This is a genomic window from Aureibacter tunicatorum (assembly GCF_036492635.1).
In the GTDB taxonomy this organism is placed as follows: Bacteria; Bacteroidota; Bacteroidia; order Cytophagales; family Cyclobacteriaceae; genus Aureibacter; species Aureibacter tunicatorum.
Genome location: NZ_AP025305.1, coordinates 3,588,892 through 3,610,398, shown reverse-complemented (window position 1 = coordinate 3,610,398; position 21,507 = coordinate 3,588,892). Strand labels below are relative to the sequence as shown.

Sequence of the window (21,507 nt, the reverse complement as noted above, 5' to 3'; positions counted from 1 at the left end):
CTTTTGAACTTAAACATTTTTGTAGATGACGTATACATTTTTGCGAGTCTGGTATTTTGCTTCTAAATTTTGATTATGAGTTTGCAGGAAGCAATTAAGTTCTTGTTGTTTGGGGGGATTACAATGAGCAGTCTTAATCATTGTCAACCAGAAATTCGATTTTTATGCTTCTTTTAGTTAGCTGTTTAGTCTATTTGAATTTGATTTGGTCTTTAGTCTTTCTCAGGTAGCGGATGTTTTTGTCATACATTTTCTTGACCGAATTATTCAGGTATTTTGACCAAGAATCATCTCCTTGCTGATAGTTTTGAAGCAAAGCCATAGCATAAGTCGCTACTTGTTCCGGAATGTAGCCCGAGCGTTTTGTCTCCCAACCTCCAAAAGAAGCTCCTTGCCATTGCTGAAAGCTAAATATGGAATTGCTTAAGAATATTCCAAAACCAAAGATGATGCAATTTAAATCAGTGAGTTCTTCATCATTTCCATCGATTCTATTGTCAGCAAGGAGTTTAAAATGGGAAAGTTCATGCGCCATGGTTGATATCAGAGATTCAGGGTTTTGCAATTCTTTGAGCTCAATGCCAATTTGGAATTTGCCGTTTTCTTTTTGAGAAAATTCTCCTAAAGCCCAATGATTTTTCTTGCCGGTATCGTCAGGATTAGAGGTGGTGTAAATCCCTTCTTGTTCAAATTCCATGGGAGCGTCATTGAAAAAGTATAATTCTATCAATCTTTGATCAATATGCATGATTTCACAAATTCGACCCATTAAATAATGTGCATCATCTTCCGACTGTGTGAATGTATAGTTGAAAAAATCTTGGGTAGGTTCAATGATTTGAATTGATTTCAAGAACTTAGCGCCATATACGTTTTCAAACCATAAGAATGCGTCTTCTATCCATTCCTTGTCTTCCGGTGTTACCGTTGATTTTACTTTTCCAAATAACATATGAGTTGTAAAAATTAATGTTGAGTATGAGTTTTTAATATGGGAGGGGAAAGAGGTTAAGTTTTTTATTTAATAGACTTTTCCATTTTTTTGATTCTAATGAGTTCAGTTACTGCTTGAATGCATTCTTCATTATATATCTCTTTGTTAGCTAGAATTCTTTCTAATTCATTTATTTTTTTATTTTTATGGACTTTCATGTAATGATTGTCACTGTTGGCTATAAGGTCGTTTTTATTGTCATCATAGTGTTTTATTTCTACTAAGTGATCGCTGTATTGTCCATATTTTTGTGCGAAAGAATTAATTTGGTCAATATCTTTTTGCTTTAGGTTGGATTTATATTCCTTGTTGCTTTCTTTTTTATCAATGAATGGTAAGAATCTATACCTGTATCTTGTGGGGAGGAACAATTTATTTTTGTGTAAAAAATCAACCATTATATTCGTAATGAAGTATCTTTTTCCATCTGAGAATTTTAAATCCCAATAGGCAAAGTTTGATAACATCATTTTTTTTCGATTTCTGTTGTCAGCTCTATTTTTGTAATAAATCGCAAGATTATAAACAGAGTACTCTACTTCGTTGAATTTGTAGATTTTAGTTTGATTATCTTTACTAATTGTAATGGATTGAGCTTTCTCGTCTAAAACAATGTCCATGGTTTTATTTTCTTGATAATAATGGATATACATTAAGATCGAAGGAATGGAAAGTATTAGTAAAATAGAATAAATTATTAGAAAGTAGTAATAGTAGCTTGTAATGATGGAAAATTCAAATGTTGATCTGCTGTCGAAATATGTGTAAATAATCAGAAAACAAATAAATAGCAACAGTATGAGTAATTGCGTCAATTCGTGTTTTAGAAGTTTTTTGATTAATCGATTTTTTCTTCTGATTATCATTTATATAATGGCTAAATTAAAATTACGAACACCGTATTATTTTAAAATATCTTGGGTCGTTGTTTTTGGTTAAAAAGTATATTTAAGGGGTAATATAAGACCGTATTGTGCTCTTTCAAAGAAACGTTATTGATTCTTTGAATCAACCAAATCAGTATATTCTCAAAGTATTTGAAATTGAATGAAAAAATATCTAATCAAGACATCAAATGATGCAGTGTATTGGAATAGGTATGCGGATTGATGTGGGAATGTATGTGCAAAGGAAAATTTACGAACTTGACTTAGCTTTTATATTTTTGTTCGAATTGGAACGATCCATCTAGGCATAAGCTTGCATTTGCAAAATCTTGGGTTCGAATATTCTTTGAAATCAAGAAGCAGAAATCCGCGCTTATTTCTATCTCCAGTGCAATTTATTTTTATGCCGTTTAATAGGTCATTGTAAGAAAATTTGTCATTGCCTAGCGCGTCTGTAAAGATCACCCCGTCTAGATTTTTAAAATCTGTCTTAGCGATTTTTATTTCATCAATTATTAAAATGATAGTTGAATCCGTTGCATTCTCTATGACTAATGTATTGCAAAAAGCTTTTATCAGATCAGAATTAAGCTCAATCCATTTGCTGTCTTTTTTGCCTAAACCTTTGTAAGTTTCCAGTCCTAGGCTATCTTGGATTCGTTGTTTCATGATAAAGTTAAAGCCGGCATTTTCATCATTGACTTTTGCATCATCTATGATACCACCTGTCATAATCAAATTGACGCCATAGTTCTCATAAGATGCATAAGAGCAAGTTCCGATATGATCAGGGCTTCCAATTTGCTTGATGGATAATTCTTTCGATTCCAAACCTTGTTTAACGCCAGCGCAAAATGCGTCTAGATTATTGATACATTCTTTGTTGGGGTTTAAGGCGTCGTTATTCAGGTCTTCATAGTATTTCTTGTAGTATGTAGAGCAATCAAAGTCTTGGCTGTAAAGATTAAAAGAGCAAACTGTCAGTAAAATAATTAAAAATACTTCTTTTTTCATTTTCAGCGTTTTTAATATACTATTAACGCTAAAATAGCAAAGTAAATCGATTGATTCCTATGCTATCTTAGCGTAATTAGATTGTACCTCGCTATTCTTCTCTCAAAGTCATGTGTGCAAAAGGTTATTTCTTTATCAATTTGAAAGTTTGGTTGCCTTCATCGGTAACGCATATGATCATGTATATTCCAGAACTTAATTGGCTTGTGTCAAGTCGCTTGGGAATATCGTTGTCCAGTTCTATGACTGCCTTTCCTTGAAGGTCTGTAATCTGAAGCGAGTTTAAGTACTTGCTGTTATTGATTAGCATGTAGTCTTCAAAAGGGTTTGGATCAATGCTGATGTTATTTTTTGCGTCGATTGAGCCAAGCACGATATCACTGTTCTTTATCGTAATCATATGAGATTCCATATTGCCTACGGCATCAATGATAGTGAATTCATGCTGGCCGCTTTCTAACTGTGTGAATCTCATGCCTTCTTGGCCATGAGGCGATGAGGTTGTGATAGTGTAAGGGGCTAGGCCGTTTGCAACTGAGAGCTCAACAGACCCTGTGTTAATTCCATTGTGAATATTGATATGAGTGATGGATTCTTCTACTTCGAAGATAGGTTCGTCAGTCCAGTAAAACGAATAAATTTGAGTTTTGCTGGGCTGGTCTTCTATAGGGAAAGGAATTCCTGATTCGTATCGATTGATGTATAATCCATAAAAATCAAGGCCTATGAATTCGTCTTGAATGTAATTTATTTCATTTTCATCAAATTTTGGAAAATCAAAGAGCAAGCTTTTATCCATGGAATAAATCTCCCAATATTCATTTGGGGGAATTTGTGGGGAAAAAGAGTATTCGAGTATCGGAGCATTAATTTTGAAACTCTTAATAAAACCGTTGTTTCCTAGTTTATGATCATAACATATCAGCTTCCATATCCCATGGGCAGGACTATCAATGAATGTATCCAAATCTCCCTCAATCTTGAAAACAGTGCCTTCAGGGAAAGCATTATTATTGTTTGGAAGGTTATCATCTTTGGTTTGATAATGATAGCTCAACTCAATTCCTTCTGTTGCGCTCCAAATGTACTTGTATGCTTGCCCGTATTGGGGAGACATGTTGTCTCTTTTGCCGTCATCGGCATCAGTCCATTGACCGTCTTTCTGGTAGGTGAAAGGATTGCCAAATGAAGCCCCATTAAATCTGTTAGGGGATAATAGCTTCACTTGTTTGCCATCCGGGGATTCTAATATTAATGACAAGTCTCCGACATAAGAATGCTCCAGCTCTATTTCTAAGCTTTCTATATCTCCTTTTTGAATATTAAAGTAATTGCATGGAATGATGTGCTCAAGCCTTGCGCCTGAATAGTTTTCTCCGTCTGGTATAAGCGACGGTTCGTTTTGCTCGAAATAAACGTTTGGGTAATTGCATTCTAGTTCAACAATTTCAGGCTTTATGCTATTAGGGTAAAAATGTAAATCATTAATGCTTAATGGCACTTCAATGATATCAGAAGAAGAGAATGGGGCTTGGTCAAATTGATCGCTTATGTATTTTATATGCAAAGGCATGGAGGTAGCTTCGCAAGTTCTCACTTTTGTGGTATCATGCAATAGGCCTGAACTATTGTCATTAATAGAAAGTTGAACGATTACATTATTTAATCCCTGATCGACGAAGAATGAAGTGAATTGATTTTCATCCAGACCTTTTGCTCCATCTATGATCCAGTTGAAGCTCGATAGTTCATCCGATTGCTCATAATTAAGCAAACTGTCATATCGCGAAGGCATGCTCGTGTCAAGTCCATATATTCCATTTGTGTTCAAATACGCATTTAGACTATCATTGAGAATTAAGAAATCTACCCCTCCGTATCCGCTAGCGGAAATGCTTTTGCTTGTGTTGAGAAATCTATTGTGCTTAATGCCATCTATATTCACAGGATCGATAAAGGACTCTATGCTTTTGCACTTGCTGGCGCAATCGGTTTTAATCTCTATATTCACATCATCATAAGTGTATACATCCCAGACTACGGTAAGACATCCGTTTATGGTGTCTTTGGACATGATTTTGAAACCGTCGTTGTAAATGATCTCATTGAGATACAAAGGGGTGTTTGTGAGTATTAGTTCTTGTTTGAATTGAGTGACTGCCCATACATCTTCAAATTTTCCTTCATAAATTTCGAAGCTATTATTGTTGACTGAATCATCGTTTTTATCCGTAGAGATGGTTATGAAGGACGTTTGAATTCTGGGGTTTTCAGGGCAGATCTCAATCACATGTCTTTCGATAACAGGATCAAAGAGGCTGTTAACCGCGATATCTTGACTGTAAATAGCATGGCAATCTTTGATTTTGGTTATTGTAGCCTGAGGATTGTTCGGATCGAATTTTCCAACGGATGTATAGCTCGTTTGGCTATAGCTTCGCAACGTTAAAATCAAGAGCGATAAAAATAAGTAAGTAGTTTTTTTCATGACATTTGTAATATTGAAAATGGTAATATTTCAAATGTATAGAAATGATGCATAAGTAGTTGTTAATGTTTTGTTAATTGGATAATTGAATTTATCAGATTTAATATTGATCAAATTCAATTTTAGTGATATTAAATATGGGGCTGATGAAGAACTTTAAGACTCCGGTTCAAGCCGTTTCGCAGGCTAATCAGTCCATTGTTCTGAGGCATGCAAACGATTGTAAAGCTTGGATTCGTAACGTTGTGTAAGATGGATGAGTTGTGAGTAGGTTCAAAAAACGCTAAAATACTTAATGATAAATTGAAAATTTAAAGTCAGACGATATTGAAAAAGCTAATTTGAAGGATATTTTATGCTGCCGAATACGATTCTCATAGTAAGCAGCAGCATAAAAATAATCATAGTCAAAAGATATTACATAGGAACTGAAAAGCTTTGAGATAAGTCGAATAGTTTTTTGTCGTATTGGCGGCCATCTTTTGAGTTATTGATCACTAATTTATGTAAAGAGAAATACTCTTTATCAAAACTGGTGATTTCTCCGGATTGCTCCATCGCATTCTTTCGCGCATCGATTCCTAATTGATAAAGTTCTTGGGAGCTTAAGTCAGAAGAATTCAAGCAAGTTAATATGATTTTGAGGGCTTGATAAGTATTTTCATAGCTTTTAGCTCCTCGTTTGACACTGTAAAGTCGGTCATTGGCTTTTTTTGCTGTTTCTAGTTCTCCAGAGTGTATGGAGAAGAGAGTATATATCTTCAATATAAAAGCCATGTCATTTGCAAAAGCAATTCTTTCGTCAATGCTTGCGTTGGGGTAGATCATATAGGCATTTTGAAATAATGAAGTTACAATCATACCTGGGTCATCGCGGCCTACATCAAAGCTGGCTTTTACCACAGGATTGGCACTGTAATATGCTGTTTTTAAGTACTTGATTAAGTCAGCTTTGATCTGTTCTTGCAAAGATTCATAATTACTTGTTGAAAGCAGGTTAATAGAATTATCTAAATTCAAAGTTACTTCTTCTTCCGGACAAATATTATCTTGAATGAATGTGTCCATACCCTCGAAAGGATTGTCGTCACTGATGTTTTTTGATTGTTTTTTCAGATCTTTTTTTGTGAGAGGAATATTTGATTTATACAATTTTTGATTGTTGAAATTGTATAATGTGAAATGCAATAATTCGGCTTTTATATCATATGTAGGAAGTATATAAGCATTTACTTTCATATCAGGCAATGCTCGATTGCAGCTGAATTGGTTGAATGTGCTCCAATTCACAGAGAAAAAACCAGAAGATTGAGCCAGTTGGTTGCGTTCTTCATCGCCGACAAATAGTACAGCGCAGTCGGGAATGTTTTGTTTGTATTCGTTTGCCGCTACTCGCGTAATTTTGTTTATGAAGTTAATTTGGTCTTCATTCATTTTTGTGCCATTGGCATTTCTTACATCCATGAACATGATATTTTGTTGTTCCTGCCCATATACATTTTGAAGTAGTATAATGCATAGGATTAGTAAGAGGTTTTGTTTGAACATATTAATTTAGTTTAAATGATTTATTGTTTGTAAAATTAAACTAAATAATTAAATATTTAACTATTTAATGTTCGTATATTTTTTAATGTGAATTTTTTTAGGTAAATATATATTTGATATAAACTTTATAATTTTAATCAATCTGTGTATTTTCGCCTTGTTGTACAACTTTTCTATAGACCAAAATAACCTCGTATTTTTAATGAAAAAATAGAATCTTTACTAATCAAAATTGAATGAAAAGTTAAGATCATAGATTTTGAGTTTTCAGCATTCAGAGCAGTGATTCGAACGAGCTTGAAATAGAATAATGTGTGTATATTTAGGAATGTAGTCCAAATGTGATGACTTTTAATTAGAAGTAAAATACATTCTCTCGCGGATGCTATTTTATGGATAACAAGGACAGGAATTCAGTAGAGAAACTTAGTAAGTTGTTTTCCATGCAGGCAAAGAATTTACTATTCCTTCAGAAGTCGGATAGCATGAGACGCAAAGGCATTTAGAAAAGATAAATTTAAAAATGCCTTAAAGGATAAGTTATTAAGGCATTTCCAAAGAGAATAAATATTGGTGTGTTTTGGGAAATCGTATGCAGGGTTTAGTTTTTTTCGATTACAGTTATTCCTAACATTTCAATAAATTCTCGGATGAATTTAGGGTGGCCAGGCCAAGCGGGAGAAGTTACTAAGTTTTGATCTACAACGACATCGTCAGCTGGCACATCAATATATTCACCGCCAGCCAAGGTAACTTCAGGAGCAACCGCAGGATAACATGTCAATTTTTTCCCTTGAACAACGAAAGCGGCAGTCAGAATCTGAATTCCATGGCAAACGGCTGCTATTGGCTTTTTCTCTTCTTCAAAAGCCTTTACGATGTCGATGATTTTGGCGTTAAGTCTCAAATACTCCGGTGCGCGTCCACCGGCAATTACAATTCCGTCGTAATCCTTTGCATCTACTTGATCAAAGTCGTAGTTCAGCGCAAAGTTATGGCCGGGCTTTTCAGTGTAAGTTTGGTCACCTTCAAAATCATGAATCGCCGTTTTAACGGTTTGGCCTGCTTTTTTATCAGGACATACTGCATGAACTTCCATACCGAGCATCAGTAGCATTTGGAAAGGAACCATTGTCTCATAATCTTCAGCAAAGTCTCCAGTAAGTAAAAGTATTTTTCTCATGGGATTAAAAATTTGAATGTGAATAATAAGTCTATATAAATTAGATGAATAATCCTGTAAATGACAATTTATTAGATTATTAAATGATGAAGGCTATTGCTTAATGAATATTCAAATTTATTTTAATGAGTGTGTAACGAGAAGAGAGAGTCTATTCAAAAAGATAAATGAGTTGATATAAATTTCCCCCCTTTTTTAATGGCCAATCTAATATCTTTCAATTTAGCGCTTCGTCCATCCTAAAAAAATGAATTCCTACAGACATCCTGAATTAATTGCCACTCTATTTTTTTATTTATTCATAGGTGATTTTACAATAAATATGGATGAAATTAAAGATGAGTCGAATGGGTGCTTGGGAGTGTCGTCATTTGAAATGTGTTAGACTCAAACAAAGCAATCGAGGGATTGGAATTATACGTTTTATAAAATAGGAGTGAAAATCACTTTGTTGGAAAACTTGATTAGGTGAAAAGAAATGCCGCGAGAGGTCGATAAAGATAAGTCCAAGTTACTTACCTTTATCTCCTTTTCGATTTTTTAAAACGCCCAACCTACAGACAATTGAAAACTTCTTAAGTGTTTTGCTATTGTTGGTACTGTTTGATCATTGTTAATGATAGTTTCATTACCGTTTTCATCTATATAGTGGATATCGCTTTGTAAAACTTTATCTTTTGAAATGTTATTCAATCCATGCGCGTACCTCAAATCAATAAAGAAGCCAGAATTAGCTTGATACCCTACTCCAATATTCCCCCAATATGCTAGTGATTGATGCATATCCACAGTGCTGACTCCTTCGCTTCCAGTTGATAAAATGTATCCGATTTCTGGACCTATTTGTAAATTAAAATTCTCATTGATATAGTATTTTAAAATTATAGGCATTTGAAGGTATATTCCATCAGATTTTGTTTTTTTATTTTGATCTGTTGATGTTATTACTATTTGCGCATCATTACCGAAAGGTTCTAATGATGAAACAAAGTTATACATATCTGCTGAATGTTGATATCTTTGATACATTAACACTAACTCTGGTTGTAATCTTATTTTTTTGGACAGTCTGAATTCAGTGAAAAACCCTAATGATGTGCCTAGCTCAAACTTTGATTCAATCAGCTCGCTGTCAATTTTTGCTATGGAATAATTTACGCCAATTTTAGGTCCAAAATGAACTTTTTTCTGCGCTGACAATTTTACAGAGATAATTGAAAGGAGAATGATAATTATAAATTTTGATTTCATGAAATTATGTGTTTTAGTTATTTTATTTCAAATATTCATAATTAAAATACATAATCATAGGTATTAATTGTATTAATGTAATATATGTTTAAATTAGGTTAGTGTGAGATAGAATAGTATTTGTTGAGCTTCTTGTTGTGATAATGCAAAATTTTTTAGATGATTTATAACAAGTATAAACTGTATTTTTCCCTTTGTGAAATTGGTAGCCTTAGGCCGCTTATTCGTAAAACTTCAGCCATTCGATATCACAGTCCAATTAATTCCATTGTTTTAAATCTAGATACTGCCATTTTTAGAGCTCCTTTTGTTGAAGCATTAATATTGATGCTATCGCAATAGGGCACATAAGTATTTGATATGTCAGGGTGTGCAGTGATCTCTTTCGTCTTTTTTATATGGAATGTAAATCGTATTAGGGATGTCTTTTTTTCAAGTTCAAATTATTGTCTTGCGTACTTCCTATGTATCGAATTTGTTTGAAAGATCTATTTCAACAGAAAGTTTATTTTAAGGTCTTGCTTAATATAATGCTATCTGCCTATCAGGTTTAATATCAGTGAAGCTTGCTCATGATCTTCGTCTTTATTGGCCAAAAGAAAGTGTTTTCTTGCGGCTTGAATCGATTTGTCTTGCCCATTTCCATTCAAATATGCTAATCCAATATAATAATTAGCTTCATCAATCTCGCGCTCAGCGATTTGCTCTTCGTTTGTTAATTGTTCGAATAGCTTATTGGCCTTTGCGTAGTCTGATGCAGTTCCAATACCATAGTAATAACACAAGCCTATTTGAAGCAAAGCGCTTTTATTACCCATTTTTAAAGCAAGGGAGTAATATTCAAATGCTTTTTCAAAATTAGATTGATCTCGGTAGATTGTTCCAAGGTTATACGCAGCTGTGGAATTTCCTTGTTCAATAGATTTCAAAGCCCATTCTTTCGCTTTTGCTATATCCAAAACGACTCCTTGGCCAAGGCTAAGTAGCCTGCTGATTGCATCTTGCGACTCAGGATTACCAGATTTGGCTGATTGCAAATACCAATAGGCGGCTTTTACCAGATTTTTCTCAATTATAAATTCTTTATTATTATAGCCTTCTTCATACCACATTGCCAAGTCATTTTGAGCATCAGGGTCTCCATTGCTCGATTTCTGTTTAAGCTCTTCCCAGAGATTTTTATTTAAGCTCATATATTTTTTATTTAGTGAATATAGGTCGATGAATAATGATATGTTAATTCTAAAAAATTGAAATTTAAAGAAATATACGAAAGAGGTGTTTTAATTACGTATATGAATTCTTATTTGAGCAGTTTTTTAATTCGCTTGCCTATAAGGTTATGCTTAATTATGAGGTGAGAAAAAAGTTTTTTTTGAGGCAAAATTTAATCAGAAACAACAAAGTAATTTGTTCGCATGTTTTTCAGGCAAACAGATATTTGAATTATGAAAAATATTAAACTCATTAAGGTTGCTCTTTTTGCTTTTATGGCTTCTGTAGTATTCGTAGCGTGCAAAGATGATAACAATTCAAGCCCGGGGAATAGTCTTGAAAATAATATCGCTGGAAATTATAGATTTGAAGAGCCTGCTATTCGTATGGAGGTGGAACCGACCACAGGCATGATGATGCCTTTGGAGATGATGACCGATACTGATGCTCTTTACAAAGAGATAAGCGCCAATACGATTAATTTCAAAAGGAACAATACTTTTGAAGGCTTGAACTATAGCGGAAGATGGGATTACTATGATGATAGAAGAGTGATAAAAATTACACCGACCAAACTTAATGATGGCAAGATGATGAAGGATTTTGCGTCTAATTCAATCTTTAGAGAAAACGTTCCTGTGGATTTTAAAGTATTGGAGTCTACAGACAAGTATATGGAGATACAAGCCGAACAAATGTATACGAATAGCCAGATGGATATGGAGGATGTGAAAATGGAAATTAATTTTAAATTGGTGAGAATAGAATAACCTTTGAAGGTATTATGCAGAGCGTACTTTATTCAATGTGCTTATCATTTTTTAAAATCGTCGGGTAGAGTGTGCTCTGCATTCGTATTCAAATGGATGATTTTATTTGTGTCGTCAAATTCAGCGATGATTAATTTCATGATGTAACCTAGGGACATGTGCTCATCTCCAAATTTTTCCTTGCACGACTCATAATCAGACAAGGCGTTAAAGCCTTCTCCAAAGTTGGAAATAACTCCTTGAGGGTAAAAGCATAGGATCTTGGAATCAACCACATCGCCAATTTTATATTTCTTCTTCAGCTTATTCCAATCGGATTCAGATGCCTTCATGGATTCATTCCAAAGCGTATCAAACTCCGCTATAGAACTAGGATTCATGAACTTTAAACATTCTTTCAAACAGCCTTCAGGTAAAAAGCAGGATTTTTTTTCGATGGTTAGATAAGTATTTACCAAAAGATCTTGAGTTTTGAAAATAGCTCTTTCGCAATAGAATTCGCTATCCATTTCTAAAAAACATTCTGTTTTATTTTCATCTATAAATTTGTAATAGTATTTCATGCTTCTGTCAAGTAATGAATGAAGTTTTATTAAGCTTGTTTGGTGTTTTGAAAATGAATTCTATTTGCATATAATAACCAGTACATGAGATCTTTACAAATATAGGGTTAAAAGAGGTGCTGTAATTGTTTAATATGTTTTTTTATTCTAGCATCTCAAATGAGAAATTATACTGGGCAGGCTCTTACATGTATTTTTTCTGATTCGTCTTAATTTGAATTTGTTTGAACCATTATTTTTAAATTCTTGCCAATAACATATTATAGTATAGCTATCATTATTTTAATCGTTGCTCTATTTATTTTGGTTAATTTTCGATAAAATCCAAGTAGAAATTTTATCTAAGGCAATCGGTGAAAAGGTTTCTTCTATTTGACTGTATTCATCGGGAAATCCGGTTTCGCAATTTTGAAATAGATGGTTTAAATTTGGAAATTCCTCAACTGTGACTTTGTAATTCCCTCCGCTTTCAATATGCGTTTTGATTTCTTTCAGGTTCTTTTCTGAAGGCACTTGCACATCCTTCTCGCCATTGACGGCTAATACTGGGCATTTTACCTTTTTCAGGTTCTCTGATGGATCGTATTTGATAAAGTATGACATCCATGGGTTTGCCCAAATCTTTGCTTTTGAGGCAATATAGTCTTCTTTTGTCATTCCCTCCGGTAAAGGTTCAGGCGATATTTCAAACCTCTTATTGTAAATGCGAGTTAGTGTTATTTCCAAGCTTTTCAGGTCATTTGCTTTTATTATGGCATCGTATATTTCCTTTCTTTGCTTGATAGATTCTGAAATAGAATGTTCATCCAGCCCTGTTTTTTTAAGAATTAGTTCTTCTCTATGAATCATTAATTCATCGCCAGGCATTCCCGGACCTGCCATCAGAACGATGTAATTGATATCTTTAGACCTTGCAGCTACCATAGGGGCGATTAATCCGCCTTCGCTGTGGCCTATCAAGCCAATTTGCTTTTTGTTTACTTCCTTTCTTTTTTTTAGATATTTGACAGCGCTTTCGACATCAGTTGAAAAGTCCGCAGAAGTAGAGGAGGGAAAGTCTCCAGTAGACTGATAAACACCTCTGTCATCATACCTTAGGACTCCAATGCCTTGCCGTGTCAGGTGGTCTGCAAGAACCAGAAATGGTTTATGGCCTAATATTTCCTCATCTCTGTTTTGAGGACCGCTTCCTGATATGAGAATAACAATGGGGTATTTGCCTGTTTTTTGGGGTAATGTAAGCGTTCCGGCCAGAGTGACATTATCCTTCGCATTTTCAAATTCAACTTCTTCAGTATAGTAAGGATAAGGCTGTTGAGGTTCTTGAAATCTGACGATTTCCTTTTTGTTGGCTTTTCCTTTCGTCAGAGTTAAAGGGAAAGATTGACTCATTTCTAAATATGTTCCATCGATAGTTCCCGTCTTAGTTAGCATGCCATTGTATTTGAAGCCAAGGGCTATGCTTTTGATCTTCAAAATGGAATTTTCGAAAGAGGTTGAATCGACCTTGATTCCGTATATGCCTTGATCCGGACTATCCATGGTTGATATATAAGCGGAATCGGTTTTTTGAATATTGAAAACAATTGTAAGATTGCTTCCTAGATATTCGATAGAACCATTCCAACTGCCGGAAATGTCTTGGGCAAATGAGAAATAAGCAAAAGCTGTTAAAATAAGAGTTAAGATGGATTTTTTCATTTTATTGTTTCGTTTATTGGTTATGAGAATTAGGGGTATGAGAGAGTTTTTATTAGAGTTTTTTACTGATAATTGAAAATAACGGTTGGTCATGTGTATATTTCCAAAAAATGAGATGAAATAAGAAGCAAAACTATTTACTTCTTATATTCAAGCAGATCGCCGGGTTGACAATCGAGAACCTCGCAAATGGCTTCCAGGGTCGAAAATCGAATAGCTTTTACTTTTCCTTGTTTGAGTATCGAGAGATTGACAACGGAAACGCCTACTTTTTCAGATAAGTCTTTAAGCCTCATTTTTCTCTTAGCGAGCATTACATCAAGATTTACTATTATAGCCATGATTATATGATTAAAGCGTTATCCAATCCTTTTACTAGTTTGTCGAAATTTCTTTTATTTCTTCCCCATGTGATGGAAAATACCGACGCCGAACAAAACTCAATTTCAGTATTGCCATTTTGCTCGTTGATTTTGACATAAAGATTTTCTCCCCATGACAAAAAATTAAATTTTGTGATGGCCAATAGTTTTTGCTTTTGTTCATCTTTCTCCACCAATTCAAAACCATTCGTTCTCAACACTTCATCCATTTTTATATAGAGCAAGTCTTTAGGCAAGTCTATTTGATAGTTTTTGTAAAAAGCGAGCGTTAATATGTTGAAAGGGCTTTTAAAATAAGATTCGAATTTTAGGTTTTTTCGGATTGCGAAATTGAATAGCAGCAAACCAAAAAATATCAAAGCGATAGGCAGGGAAATAGCAGTGTACTGATCTGCAAATTCAGGCTTCAAGCTTATGAAATAGTAGTTGCTGCCCAGCCATAATGCCGTGAAAAGAAAAATAAAGGTCAAGGATATTTTGTTTTTCATAGTTCAATTATCTTTTTATTTATGATAAAGGTAATTGAAATATTTTTAATAATTAAAAAATTATCGATAAACATTAATTTATTTTCGATTTATGATATTGATTTTTAATGAAGATCAGTTGTTTCATGCGTGGTTCGAGTCTATAATTTGCTTTATCAGATCAGGTAAACTGGAGTCCGAAAAGTTCGCTTGCAAGTAATATGGATGATAAATTTCCTTATTTCGGCTTATATACGCGGTTTTCAACCCTGCTTTTTTAGCGCCAAATAAATCCCAATCGTGAGTGGCGACCATAATTATTTCTTCCATTTTCAATCCTTCTTGCTTGGCGGAATATTGATAAATATCTTCGAAAGGCTTGTATTTCTTAACACTGTCCACTGAGTAATAAGCATTAAACTTGTCGATTATTCCTGCATTTGATAATTGTTCTTTAATCATTTCCAATGAAGAATTGGATACTGCGATGACACGTATTCCTTTCTTTCTGAGCAAGTCAAGAGTTGGAGGAACATCTTCATAGGCTGGCAAGTTTTTGAACTTTCCGAGAATTTCATTTTTTAACTTAGCGCTCAAAGGCTTGTTGTTTTCAAAGAATAGATTTTCCAAAGCAACATTCGCTAATTCTCCAAAGTTTCTGTATTCGTTCATAATTCCTATTATGCTTGAACTATACAGCAGTTTTGTAAACCAATACTTTAGGGAGTATTTATCATCAAAGTATTTGTCAAATTGAGCTTGAAGCAAGCTAAGATTCAACAAGGTTTCGTTCATGTCGAAAAAAACTGCTTTTATCATACTTTTTTAGTTTAGCTGTTCATTCAAGTGTTATCATAATTTTATAGTAGCTTTGAAGTTGTTTAGTTGTAGGACAGCTAGAGTGTGTTTTTGTTCAGCCTTTGTGGAGATGATTGAAATTATGCTTTTGCTTTATTTATGATGGGGTTGCTTTCCAGTCCAACAATTTCGATGACCTCGCATTCGCCCGTTCTTATACCTTCCATGAAGTAGCCTTTGGTGCCTATTTTTATTCTCTCTTGATGATAAGGTCTTGATTCATTATTGATGATCCACATTCGGGCAACTCCTTCCTTTAGTACTTTTCCCGATACGATCAATTCTCCATCTTCATTTTCAAATTCAGGCCAAATGATAAAGTTGCCTTTCATCGTATGGTTTTTATCTTCGTACCAAAAGTCGGAACGCAAGCCTTGAATAGGCATTTCTTTTCTGCCGCCTTCACTTTCGCTGTAAAAACGGTATTTCACCTTAAAGTCTTCCGGATGGTTTAGTCTTTCTTGATAGGGTAGGCGGTCATTATTCATATACTGTCGCTCCTTTCAGTAAATCGGAAAATAGTTTCCATGATGCTTTTTCAGGATTTATATTAGGTTCTGTATTTTTATAGTATCCGTCTATATCTTCAGTGTAGCTTTGCAAAGCTTCTAGAAATAATTCTAAATTGTTGTTTTCCCAGTTTTTGCCATTTGTTATGTATTCGGCGTGTAGTAAGCTTAGAAACTCTGAAAAGCTTTTGCGATCATTAACTTCTATTGATAAATAGTCCATGTCTGTTGTTTAAAGTGAATAAATATTTGCCTTTGTTATTTGCAATTGTCTTGTAAAAATTGAGCTGAAACTTCATCGCCTAATTTTTTCGCTAATTTGAACTGATCGCAGGCTTCTGAAAATTCTTTTAAGTTTAGTTTGACAATTCCTAAATATCTTCTCAACTCTCCTTCATTTGGAGCCATAGAAACGCATGCTTCAAAGTCTTGTTTTGCTTCTTGAAATTGATTGATCTGCATAAGTGTAATGCCTCTGTTCACTAAAGCGCCAATGTATTTTGGGTTCAGCTCGATTGCTTTGGAATAGTCATCCACCGCTGATTGATAATTCTGTAATGTCTGGTTCAAGTATGCGCGGTTATTATAGGTTAGAGGATCATTTGGGTCAAGTCTAATTGCTTGATTGTATGCCGATAGGGCTTTTTTCGAATTGTTGGACTGCATTTCGAAGTAGCCTATTTTTTTGAAGGCGAAAGAGTTGTTCGGATTTATCGATACAATCTTTTCATAAGCTGATACTGTGCCTTTTAAGTCTCCAAGTTGTTCCTTGCAGTCAGCGATTCTTTGGAAACAGATTTCAGACCGATTATTGTCGAGATCTTTTTCAATGCCTAATTTGTAAAATTTTTCGGCAGCTTCAGGCTTATTTTGCATTTCCATCAATGCTGCAAAACCGAAATACGAATCAGGAAAATCAGGATTTAACAACCAAGCTTGGTTGAACCTTTTCATAGCTGTTTTTAAATCATCATTATAAAAATATTTCCAAGCGAGATCAACGTGTACATTTACCGAGCTGTCAATGCTGTTAAAGCGTTGAAGGCATTCTTCAATAAACTGTTGATCTATTTCTTTATGTTTTTCGCTTTTCTGGATTTCGCCATACATTGGTAATGTGTTGTCAATCTTTTGGGTTTGAGATTGACAAGAGTTGTAAAATATTAAGAGTAATGCGGTAGTGTATAGAAATTTCATAATTATTGATCTTTGTGTTTTTAGTCTCTAGGCAAATTTATTATGCGATTAACATGATTGATCGGATAATTTTCGAAAAGTTGATGTTTTACTAAAAAAATAAAGTTTAAAAATTATATTTCAAACTAATATATAGGGTTTGTGCTTGAATAAAATCGATAGACCTGCTTTGTAAGCATTGAAATTCTTGTTTGTTAAAACGTTGGGTTGTTGTTGCCAATCGCACCGCCTGTTGCTAGCATTAATAGACGAGAGATAAAATCAATAGGCTGGATCGCATCCCAATGTTCCGCTAGTTTTCCATCGATCAATTTAAAAGTATCTGTTATAATGAAGCCTTTCTTTTCATTGCCTCTATGTTTAGCCTGCATTGTGGCATGGCTATGTAGGACAACATAATTTCCGTCAGCGAATACTTTTTTTACGTCAAACGAATATTCTGGAAACCGATTAATCATCGTCTTCACATAGCCAACAACACCTTCGATTTCATTCGGAATCGCACGATTGTGTTGGATATAAGAACGGCCACCGAATTTTTTTGTCGTATAGTCAAAATCATGATCATTCATTAAGTGTTGAAAAAAGTCGATAACAACTTTTACGTTTTCTGTTTCTTGTTTTGTCCAATGCTTTTGAACGTGGTTGTCAAAAGTGATTTGAGGAGTTTTATTATTAATTGATTGGCTCATTGTCGTATTATTTGAAAAGTGATTCCTTGAATTTATTATATGATTCGATAATGCGCTTGACAGATTGTTTCTTGTGTTTTTTAATTTCGTCGAGGTCGGGATGAATGTTCATGCTCGGGTGAATTTCATGGATGTTGTTTTTGCTCCAAAGCATTAATTCGATTAAAATAGGAGTGAACGATAGGCCCTTGTCCGTTAGCGTGTATATCTTCGTTTTCTTATTATCGGGATGAGTGTTCTTGTTGATGATTTCGAATGTTTCCAGTTGTTTCAATCTTGAAGACAGTATGTTGGTGGCAATAGCTTCTTGACTGTCGGTAAAATCTTTGAAAGTGCTTTTTTCCTCAAAGAGCATTTGCTTGATGATGACCAGCGTCCATTTGTCTCCAAAAATGTCCAAGCCTGATGTTATGGGGCATTTCGATCTAAAAAAATCTTTCATTGCGGTATTGTTTATTGCTTGCAAAACAAAAGTAATAATTATTTGTTTTACTTGCAAAATGAAAGTTAAATTGTGAGAGCAAAAAAAAATCAGCATACGAAAAGGGTATGCTGATTGGGCAATGAATGTGTTTTTCGTCATTTAAAGTGACTATTAGACAGTATCACGATTGATATTTTATACCAATTTATTTTCCTTTGGAGGAAATACATTGGTGGATTATTAAGATCATAAAAAACTAATTGTGATAAACATAATTCTTGAATGCTAGACTTTAGGTTTATTTTTGCTTGGGCCTGAAGGGTTTTATAACATCCTCATCGCATTCCAAAAATGGGCCTTCCATAAGATCTATGCAATATGGTATAGCCGGGAATACAGCGTCTAGGCACTCTCTAATCGACTTAGGCTTGCCCGGAAGGTTCAATATCAAGCTCTCGCCTCTAAGGCCAGCGGTTTGTCTGGAAAGAATGGCTGTTGGAACATACTTTAATGACTCTGCTCTCATAAGCTCGCCAAAGCCGGGCATCATTCGATCGCATACAGCTTCAGTGGCTTCTGGCGTTACGTCTCTTTTAGCCGGTCCTGTTCCGCCAGTTGTGATCACCAAGCAACAATTTTGCTTGTCAACCATATCAATGATTGTTTTCTCGATCACAGTTTGCTCGTCAGGTATGATTTCGTAACATTCAGTCCACTCGGAGTTCAAATACTCGTTTAAAGTATCTATGATCGCTTTTCCGCTTTTGTCTTCATATATTCCAGCGCTTGCTCTGTCGCTTACGGTTATGATGCCTATTTTGGCTGTTTGATGATCTTCCATTTCTTATGCTGAATTTCTAGATTTTTCCTATTAATATTTTATAGTAATCAATACCAAATATAGTCAGTATCACTTCTTTTTTTGCATTATACCTCTTGTTTTGATAGAATTTAAATGTGGAAGGCTTTTGTGTTAGTTTCAATATATTAGCACTGTCGGTTGTTTCTCGAAACAGTTGATTTTTTGTTATTATTTTTAGAATACCCTATTATTATTCTTTTTTCTTTTTAACAAATAATAGATCTTCAGGCTTGAAGGTGAATGTACCTAGTTTTTTTACAGGTATTTTTAGGTTTTTGTATTTTTTTAAACTTCGATTTATAACATCCTCCATTTTAATCTGTAAGGTTGTCAATTCTTTTTGGCTAAATGACTCTGAATCTTTTTTGCTGATTAATTTTTTAATTTTTTTCATTCTGTAGTCTTCAGAATTAACCGGAATTAATCTCACACTAGCCTTAATAGCTCCCATTTGTGGTACTACATCGATGACATAAATTTTTCCTGATTCTAAGTCTGCCTTTATGTAGTCTTTATTTTCAGACCTTACCCAAAAAAGGTGTTTGCCTGGTTGACATTCATATCTTAAGTATTTTGGTCCATTAAATCGGCCAATAACTTTTGTACTATCAAAGTAGGTGAAGTTTATAGCAGAGCCAAGCGAAGAAGATCTTACAAAATAAACGACGGCTTTGCCTTTTGGCGCTGGTTTGATTGTTTGTGTATTATCAAAAAAGAATATTGATGCCAAAAAAAAGAATAGTAATGTAGTTTTCATTGTTTGTTTTCTGATTTAAAGGATGATACAGGGGGAAGCTGGTGAATTAAGAATTCGAGGATTTATTGGTTGCTCTTCTTATGCTTTCATGCTGTGATATATTATTACATTTAGACTATGAGTGTCGATTTGTATATTTTCTGGAAATATTTTATGTTATTAAATGGTTTGCCTAATTAGCACTTGCTAGTGTATTTTCGCTGTAGTTAGTGTTTTTGATTTGATTAAGATGATGCTCCAGATGTTCCACATAGTCATTGATCAAAAACCTTAGGTCGGAGAAGTTCTCGTCACCCAATTCTATAGCGTAATTCAATGTGACTTCTGTTTGACTTTCAATTATATTTTTGATTCTGTTATTTACCGACAGCCAAAATTCAGCGAGTTCTTGAGGGGAGGCATTTTGATAGTTGTTGGCTATGACTAATGCGTCTTGATTGTACTTTTTGATTTTGTAGGGTTTATTTTCAAATTGAATTTCCGTGAATCGTTGCAGGTTATTTATGCCGGAGTCTATCAGGTGGCCTAAGATCTCTTTTTTCGACCACTTTTCAGTGGATGATTTTTTGCATAGTTCCTCTTCAGAAGCATGTGAGAGATATGCTTGTCCGCTATTGATCAATTGTTCGAGTTTTCTAGTAGTTTCTTTCATGTTGAAATTGTTGATTCAGCTTTTGCAGTAGGGGTGAAAAAGGGTGATTTTTAATATTAATTAAAGATATTAATATAATTTACTAATTGAAATTGGTTGGCTTAAATTTTCGAGGATAGATAAGAGTGGCATTTTTTTATTGATAGTTGCCGGTTATTTAGAGGTGTTAAACTCATCTAATTTTTAGATTAATATTTGTTATTTATTAAGTTATTTTTAGTTCTGATGGGGGGTGAAATCAATTTTTTATGTAAAAATTATTTTTTTTATGAGTAATATTTTATTTGATGTATTGCTTTTTGATTATTTGTTTACCTTTAAAAATTATTAAAATAAACACTTATGAAATCAGCTTTAGTTGCAACTTTACTAATACTCAATATTAATTTTTTGAAGGCTCAGGATAAAATAGAATGGTCGCCAGATGTCGAGTTGACTTTTGCTGATTATCAATCTTCATCCAGTGAAATCAATCCGGAGTTGAGTGTGTATTCGATTGGTTCACAAGCAGGTTTTGAATTTTTTTTTCAAATGACTACGTATGAGTTCATGTTTACAAAGAACTTTAATAACAAGGTCAATACTGTATTTGATAGAAAAAGTAGCTATATAGTTGCCACGTCTCAAGATCTTGCGGATCATTTGGTTGAATTTGGAAAACTGGAATTTGACCTTGCGGAACTTTCTGCGAGGAAATTTAGAAAAAGGCTTTATGAAGCTAAAGGTGCATTTTCAAATACCGATTTTTTCAAGCCTCTGTATGATGAAATTATGGCTGAGCAATCGGAGAGGCTTAGCCAGCTTGGGAAAAAAACAGATCTAGGTAGAAATGCTGAAATATTAGCGGAGGAAAGACGTAAAGTAAGAATTGAAATACAAGAGCTTTCCGATTATTGCAAAACATGCAAACCACCAAAAAAGAAGAAGAAAAAAACAAAGAGCAAAAGTTAATTAATTTGTAATGAAATTATATTTGGACATTTTGCATTGATTTTTTTATCAATGCGAAATGAATTCTACGAGATTTCGAAAACAAAGAAGTATTCTAATAATTGACCATCGCATTTTTCCTTTTTATAAAAGCAATTAATC

At 34.1% G+C, this 21,507-nt stretch carries 23 protein-coding genes; 2 read left to right on the top strand and 21 right to left on the bottom strand.

The features are described 5' to 3' along the window. Nucleotides 1-190: 190 nt before the first annotated feature. The 8 genes from AABK36_RS15175 to AABK36_RS15140 form a co-directional block, all read right to left on the bottom strand. Complete coding sequence (locus AABK36_RS15175) at nucleotides 191-952, bottom strand: hypothetical protein (RefSeq protein WP_309938036.1); 762 nt, start codon at nucleotides 950-952, stop codon at nucleotides 191-193. A gap of 65 nt (nucleotides 953-1,017) precedes the next feature. Then, nucleotides 1,018-1,860, bottom strand: coding sequence for a PH domain-containing protein (locus AABK36_RS15170; protein ID WP_479680299.1), 843 nt, complete (start codon nucleotides 1,858-1,860; stop codon nucleotides 1,018-1,020). A gap of 291 nt (nucleotides 1,861-2,151) precedes the next feature. Then, nucleotides 2,152-2,895 (bottom strand): hypothetical protein, encoded by a 744-nt coding sequence (locus AABK36_RS15165; RefSeq protein WP_309938038.1) that lies wholly within the window; start codon nucleotides 2,893-2,895, stop codon nucleotides 2,152-2,154. Nucleotides 2,896-3,019: 124 nt separating this feature from the next. Further along, nucleotides 3,020-5,383, bottom strand: coding sequence for a T9SS type A sorting domain-containing protein (locus AABK36_RS15160; RefSeq protein ID WP_309938039.1), 2,364 nt, complete (start codon nucleotides 5,381-5,383; stop codon nucleotides 3,020-3,022). A 417-nt stretch (nucleotides 5,384-5,800) separates the two neighbouring features. After that, nucleotides 5,801-6,931: a hypothetical protein gene (locus tag AABK36_RS15155; protein WP_309938040.1), complete on the bottom strand. Its 1,131-nt coding sequence runs from the start codon at nucleotides 6,929-6,931 to the stop codon at nucleotides 5,801-5,803. A 601-nt stretch (nucleotides 6,932-7,532) separates the two neighbouring features. Next, the gene (locus tag AABK36_RS15150; RefSeq protein WP_309938041.1) at nucleotides 7,533-8,114 is read right to left on the bottom strand and encodes a DJ-1/PfpI family protein; all 582 of its coding nucleotides are present in this window, start codon (nucleotides 8,112-8,114) and stop codon (nucleotides 7,533-7,535) included. Nucleotides 8,115-8,654: 540 nt separating this feature from the next. Then, on the bottom strand, nucleotides 8,655-9,365 hold the full coding sequence (locus AABK36_RS15145) for a porin family protein (RefSeq protein ID WP_309938042.1): 711 nt from the start codon (nucleotides 9,363-9,365) through the stop codon (nucleotides 8,655-8,657). Nucleotides 9,366-9,898: 533 nt separating this feature from the next. Then, nucleotides 9,899-10,558 carry a tetratricopeptide repeat protein gene (locus tag AABK36_RS15140; RefSeq protein ID WP_309938043.1) on the bottom strand — a complete coding sequence of 220 codons (660 nt, stop codon included), beginning with the start codon at nucleotides 10,556-10,558 and terminating at the stop codon, nucleotides 9,899-9,901. Nucleotides 10,559-10,813: 255 nt separating this feature from the next. Between AABK36_RS15140 and AABK36_RS15135 the strand changes: the two genes are divergently transcribed. Then, on the top strand, nucleotides 10,814-11,350 hold the full coding sequence (locus tag AABK36_RS15135) for a hypothetical protein (protein WP_309938044.1): 537 nt from the start codon (nucleotides 10,814-10,816) through the stop codon (nucleotides 11,348-11,350). A 44-nt stretch (nucleotides 11,351-11,394) separates the two neighbouring features. On the opposite strand, the gene AABK36_RS15130 is transcribed toward AABK36_RS15135, so the two are convergent. From AABK36_RS15130 to AABK36_RS15070, 13 genes are all read right to left on the bottom strand, one after another. Further along, entirely contained in the window at nucleotides 11,395-11,913 is a 519-nt protein-coding gene (locus AABK36_RS15130; protein WP_309938045.1) for a hypothetical protein, read from the bottom strand. Between the two features lie 294 nt (nucleotides 11,914-12,207). Then, nucleotides 12,208-13,614, bottom strand: coding sequence for an alpha/beta hydrolase family protein (locus AABK36_RS15125; protein WP_309938046.1), 1,407 nt, complete (start codon nucleotides 13,612-13,614; stop codon nucleotides 12,208-12,210). Nucleotides 13,615-13,751: 137 nt separating this feature from the next. Continuing rightward, nucleotides 13,752-13,955 (bottom strand): helix-turn-helix domain-containing protein, encoded by a 204-nt coding sequence (locus AABK36_RS15120; protein ID WP_309938047.1) that lies wholly within the window; start codon nucleotides 13,953-13,955, stop codon nucleotides 13,752-13,754. A gap of 2 nt (nucleotides 13,956-13,957) precedes the next feature. After that, nucleotides 13,958-14,485 carry a hypothetical protein gene (locus AABK36_RS15115; protein ID WP_309938048.1) on the bottom strand — a complete coding sequence of 176 codons (528 nt, stop codon included), beginning with the start codon at nucleotides 14,483-14,485 and terminating at the stop codon, nucleotides 13,958-13,960. 123 nt (nucleotides 14,486-14,608) lie between these two features. Continuing rightward, nucleotides 14,609-15,283 carry a haloacid dehalogenase type II gene (locus AABK36_RS15110; RefSeq protein ID WP_309938049.1) on the bottom strand — a complete coding sequence of 225 codons (675 nt, stop codon included), beginning with the start codon at nucleotides 15,281-15,283 and terminating at the stop codon, nucleotides 14,609-14,611. A gap of 119 nt (nucleotides 15,284-15,402) precedes the next feature. Further along, nucleotides 15,403-15,810, bottom strand: coding sequence for a hypothetical protein (locus AABK36_RS15105; protein ID WP_309938050.1), 408 nt, complete (start codon nucleotides 15,808-15,810; stop codon nucleotides 15,403-15,405). Further along, complete coding sequence (locus tag AABK36_RS15100; protein WP_309938051.1) at nucleotides 15,803-16,054, bottom strand: DUF7660 family protein; 252 nt, start codon at nucleotides 16,052-16,054, stop codon at nucleotides 15,803-15,805. Before AABK36_RS15100 ends, AABK36_RS15105 begins: the two co-directional genes overlap by 8 nt. Before the next feature lie 35 nt (nucleotides 16,055-16,089). Continuing rightward, nucleotides 16,090-17,028 carry a tetratricopeptide repeat protein gene (locus AABK36_RS15095; protein WP_309938052.1) on the bottom strand — a complete coding sequence of 313 codons (939 nt, stop codon included), beginning with the start codon at nucleotides 17,026-17,028 and terminating at the stop codon, nucleotides 16,090-16,092. Between the two features lie 194 nt (nucleotides 17,029-17,222). Further along, nucleotides 17,223-17,720, bottom strand: coding sequence for a nuclear transport factor 2 family protein (locus AABK36_RS15090; protein ID WP_309938054.1), 498 nt, complete (start codon nucleotides 17,718-17,720; stop codon nucleotides 17,223-17,225). 7 nt (nucleotides 17,721-17,727) lie between these two features. Then, entirely contained in the window at nucleotides 17,728-18,162 is a 435-nt protein-coding gene (locus tag AABK36_RS15085) for a winged helix-turn-helix transcriptional regulator (protein ID WP_309938055.1), read from the bottom strand. 280 nt (nucleotides 18,163-18,442) lie between these two features. Then, entirely contained in the window at nucleotides 18,443-18,985 is a 543-nt protein-coding gene (gene mog, locus AABK36_RS15080; protein WP_309938056.1) for a molybdopterin adenylyltransferase, read from the bottom strand. A gap of 211 nt (nucleotides 18,986-19,196) precedes the next feature. Then, nucleotides 19,197-19,763: a hypothetical protein gene (locus tag AABK36_RS15075; protein ID WP_309938057.1), complete on the bottom strand. Its 567-nt coding sequence runs from the start codon at nucleotides 19,761-19,763 to the stop codon at nucleotides 19,197-19,199. A gap of 172 nt (nucleotides 19,764-19,935) precedes the next feature. Further along, complete coding sequence (locus tag AABK36_RS15070; protein WP_309938058.1) at nucleotides 19,936-20,415, bottom strand: DinB family protein; 480 nt, start codon at nucleotides 20,413-20,415, stop codon at nucleotides 19,936-19,938. A gap of 342 nt (nucleotides 20,416-20,757) precedes the next feature. Here AABK36_RS15070 and AABK36_RS15065 point away from each other — a divergent pair, with 342 nt between their 5' ends. Beyond that, on the top strand, nucleotides 20,758-21,366 hold the full coding sequence (locus AABK36_RS15065) for a hypothetical protein (RefSeq protein ID WP_309938060.1): 609 nt from the start codon (nucleotides 20,758-20,760) through the stop codon (nucleotides 21,364-21,366). Nucleotides 21,367-21,507: the final 141 nt, after the last annotated feature.

Coding starts and splice junctions, on each gene's coding strand:
- AABK36_RS15175 (WP_309938036.1), bottom strand. CDS start 952: ATGTTATTTGGAAAAGTAAAATCAACGGTAACACCGGAAGACAAGGAA.
- AABK36_RS15170 (WP_479680299.1), bottom strand. CDS start 1,860: ATGATAATCAGAAGAAAAAATCGATTAATCAAAAAACTTCTAAAACAC.
- AABK36_RS15165 (WP_309938038.1), bottom strand. CDS start 2,895: ATGAAAAAAGAAGTATTTTTAATTATTTTACTGACAGTTTGCTCTTTT.
- AABK36_RS15160 (WP_309938039.1), bottom strand. CDS start 5,383: ATGAAAAAAACTACTTACTTATTTTTATCGCTCTTGATTTTAACGTTG.
- AABK36_RS15155 (WP_309938040.1), bottom strand. CDS start 6,931: ATGTTCAAACAAAACCTCTTACTAATCCTATGCATTATACTACTTCAA.
- AABK36_RS15150 (WP_309938041.1), bottom strand. CDS start 8,114: ATGAGAAAAATACTTTTACTTACTGGAGACTTTGCTGAAGATTATGAG.
- AABK36_RS15145 (WP_309938042.1), bottom strand. CDS start 9,365: ATGAAATCAAAATTTATAATTATCATTCTCCTTTCAATTATCTCTGTA.
- AABK36_RS15140 (WP_309938043.1), bottom strand. CDS start 10,558: ATGAGCTTAAATAAAAATCTCTGGGAAGAGCTTAAACAGAAATCGAGC.
- AABK36_RS15135 (WP_309938044.1), top strand. CDS start 10,814: ATGAAAAATATTAAACTCATTAAGGTTGCTCTTTTTGCTTTTATGGCT.
- AABK36_RS15130 (WP_309938045.1), bottom strand. CDS start 11,913: ATGAAATACTATTACAAATTTATAGATGAAAATAAAACAGAATGTTTT.
- AABK36_RS15125 (WP_309938046.1), bottom strand. CDS start 13,614: ATGAAAAAATCCATCTTAACTCTTATTTTAACAGCTTTTGCTTATTTC.
- AABK36_RS15120 (WP_309938047.1), bottom strand. CDS start 13,955: ATGGCTATAATAGTAAATCTTGATGTAATGCTCGCTAAGAGAAAAATG.
- AABK36_RS15115 (WP_309938048.1), bottom strand. CDS start 14,485: ATGAAAAACAAAATATCCTTGACCTTTATTTTTCTTTTCACGGCATTA.
- AABK36_RS15110 (WP_309938049.1), bottom strand. CDS start 15,283: ATGATAAAAGCAGTTTTTTTCGACATGAACGAAACCTTGTTGAATCTT.
- AABK36_RS15105 (WP_309938050.1), bottom strand. CDS start 15,810: ATGAATAATGACCGCCTACCCTATCAAGAAAGACTAAACCATCCGGAA.
- AABK36_RS15100 (WP_309938051.1), bottom strand. CDS start 16,054: ATGGACTATTTATCAATAGAAGTTAATGATCGCAAAAGCTTTTCAGAG.
- AABK36_RS15095 (WP_309938052.1), bottom strand. CDS start 17,028: ATGAAATTTCTATACACTACCGCATTACTCTTAATATTTTACAACTCT.
- AABK36_RS15090 (WP_309938054.1), bottom strand. CDS start 17,720: ATGAGCCAATCAATTAATAATAAAACTCCTCAAATCACTTTTGACAAC.
- AABK36_RS15085 (WP_309938055.1), bottom strand. CDS start 18,162: ATGAAAGATTTTTTTAGATCGAAATGCCCCATAACATCAGGCTTGGAC.
- mog (WP_309938056.1), bottom strand. CDS start 18,985: ATGGAAGATCATCAAACAGCCAAAATAGGCATCATAACCGTAAGCGAC.
- AABK36_RS15075 (WP_309938057.1), bottom strand. CDS start 19,763: ATGAAAACTACATTACTATTCTTTTTTTTGGCATCAATATTCTTTTTT.
- AABK36_RS15070 (WP_309938058.1), bottom strand. CDS start 20,415: ATGAAAGAAACTACTAGAAAACTCGAACAATTGATCAATAGCGGACAA.
- AABK36_RS15065 (WP_309938060.1), top strand. CDS start 20,758: ATGAAATCAGCTTTAGTTGCAACTTTACTAATACTCAATATTAATTTT.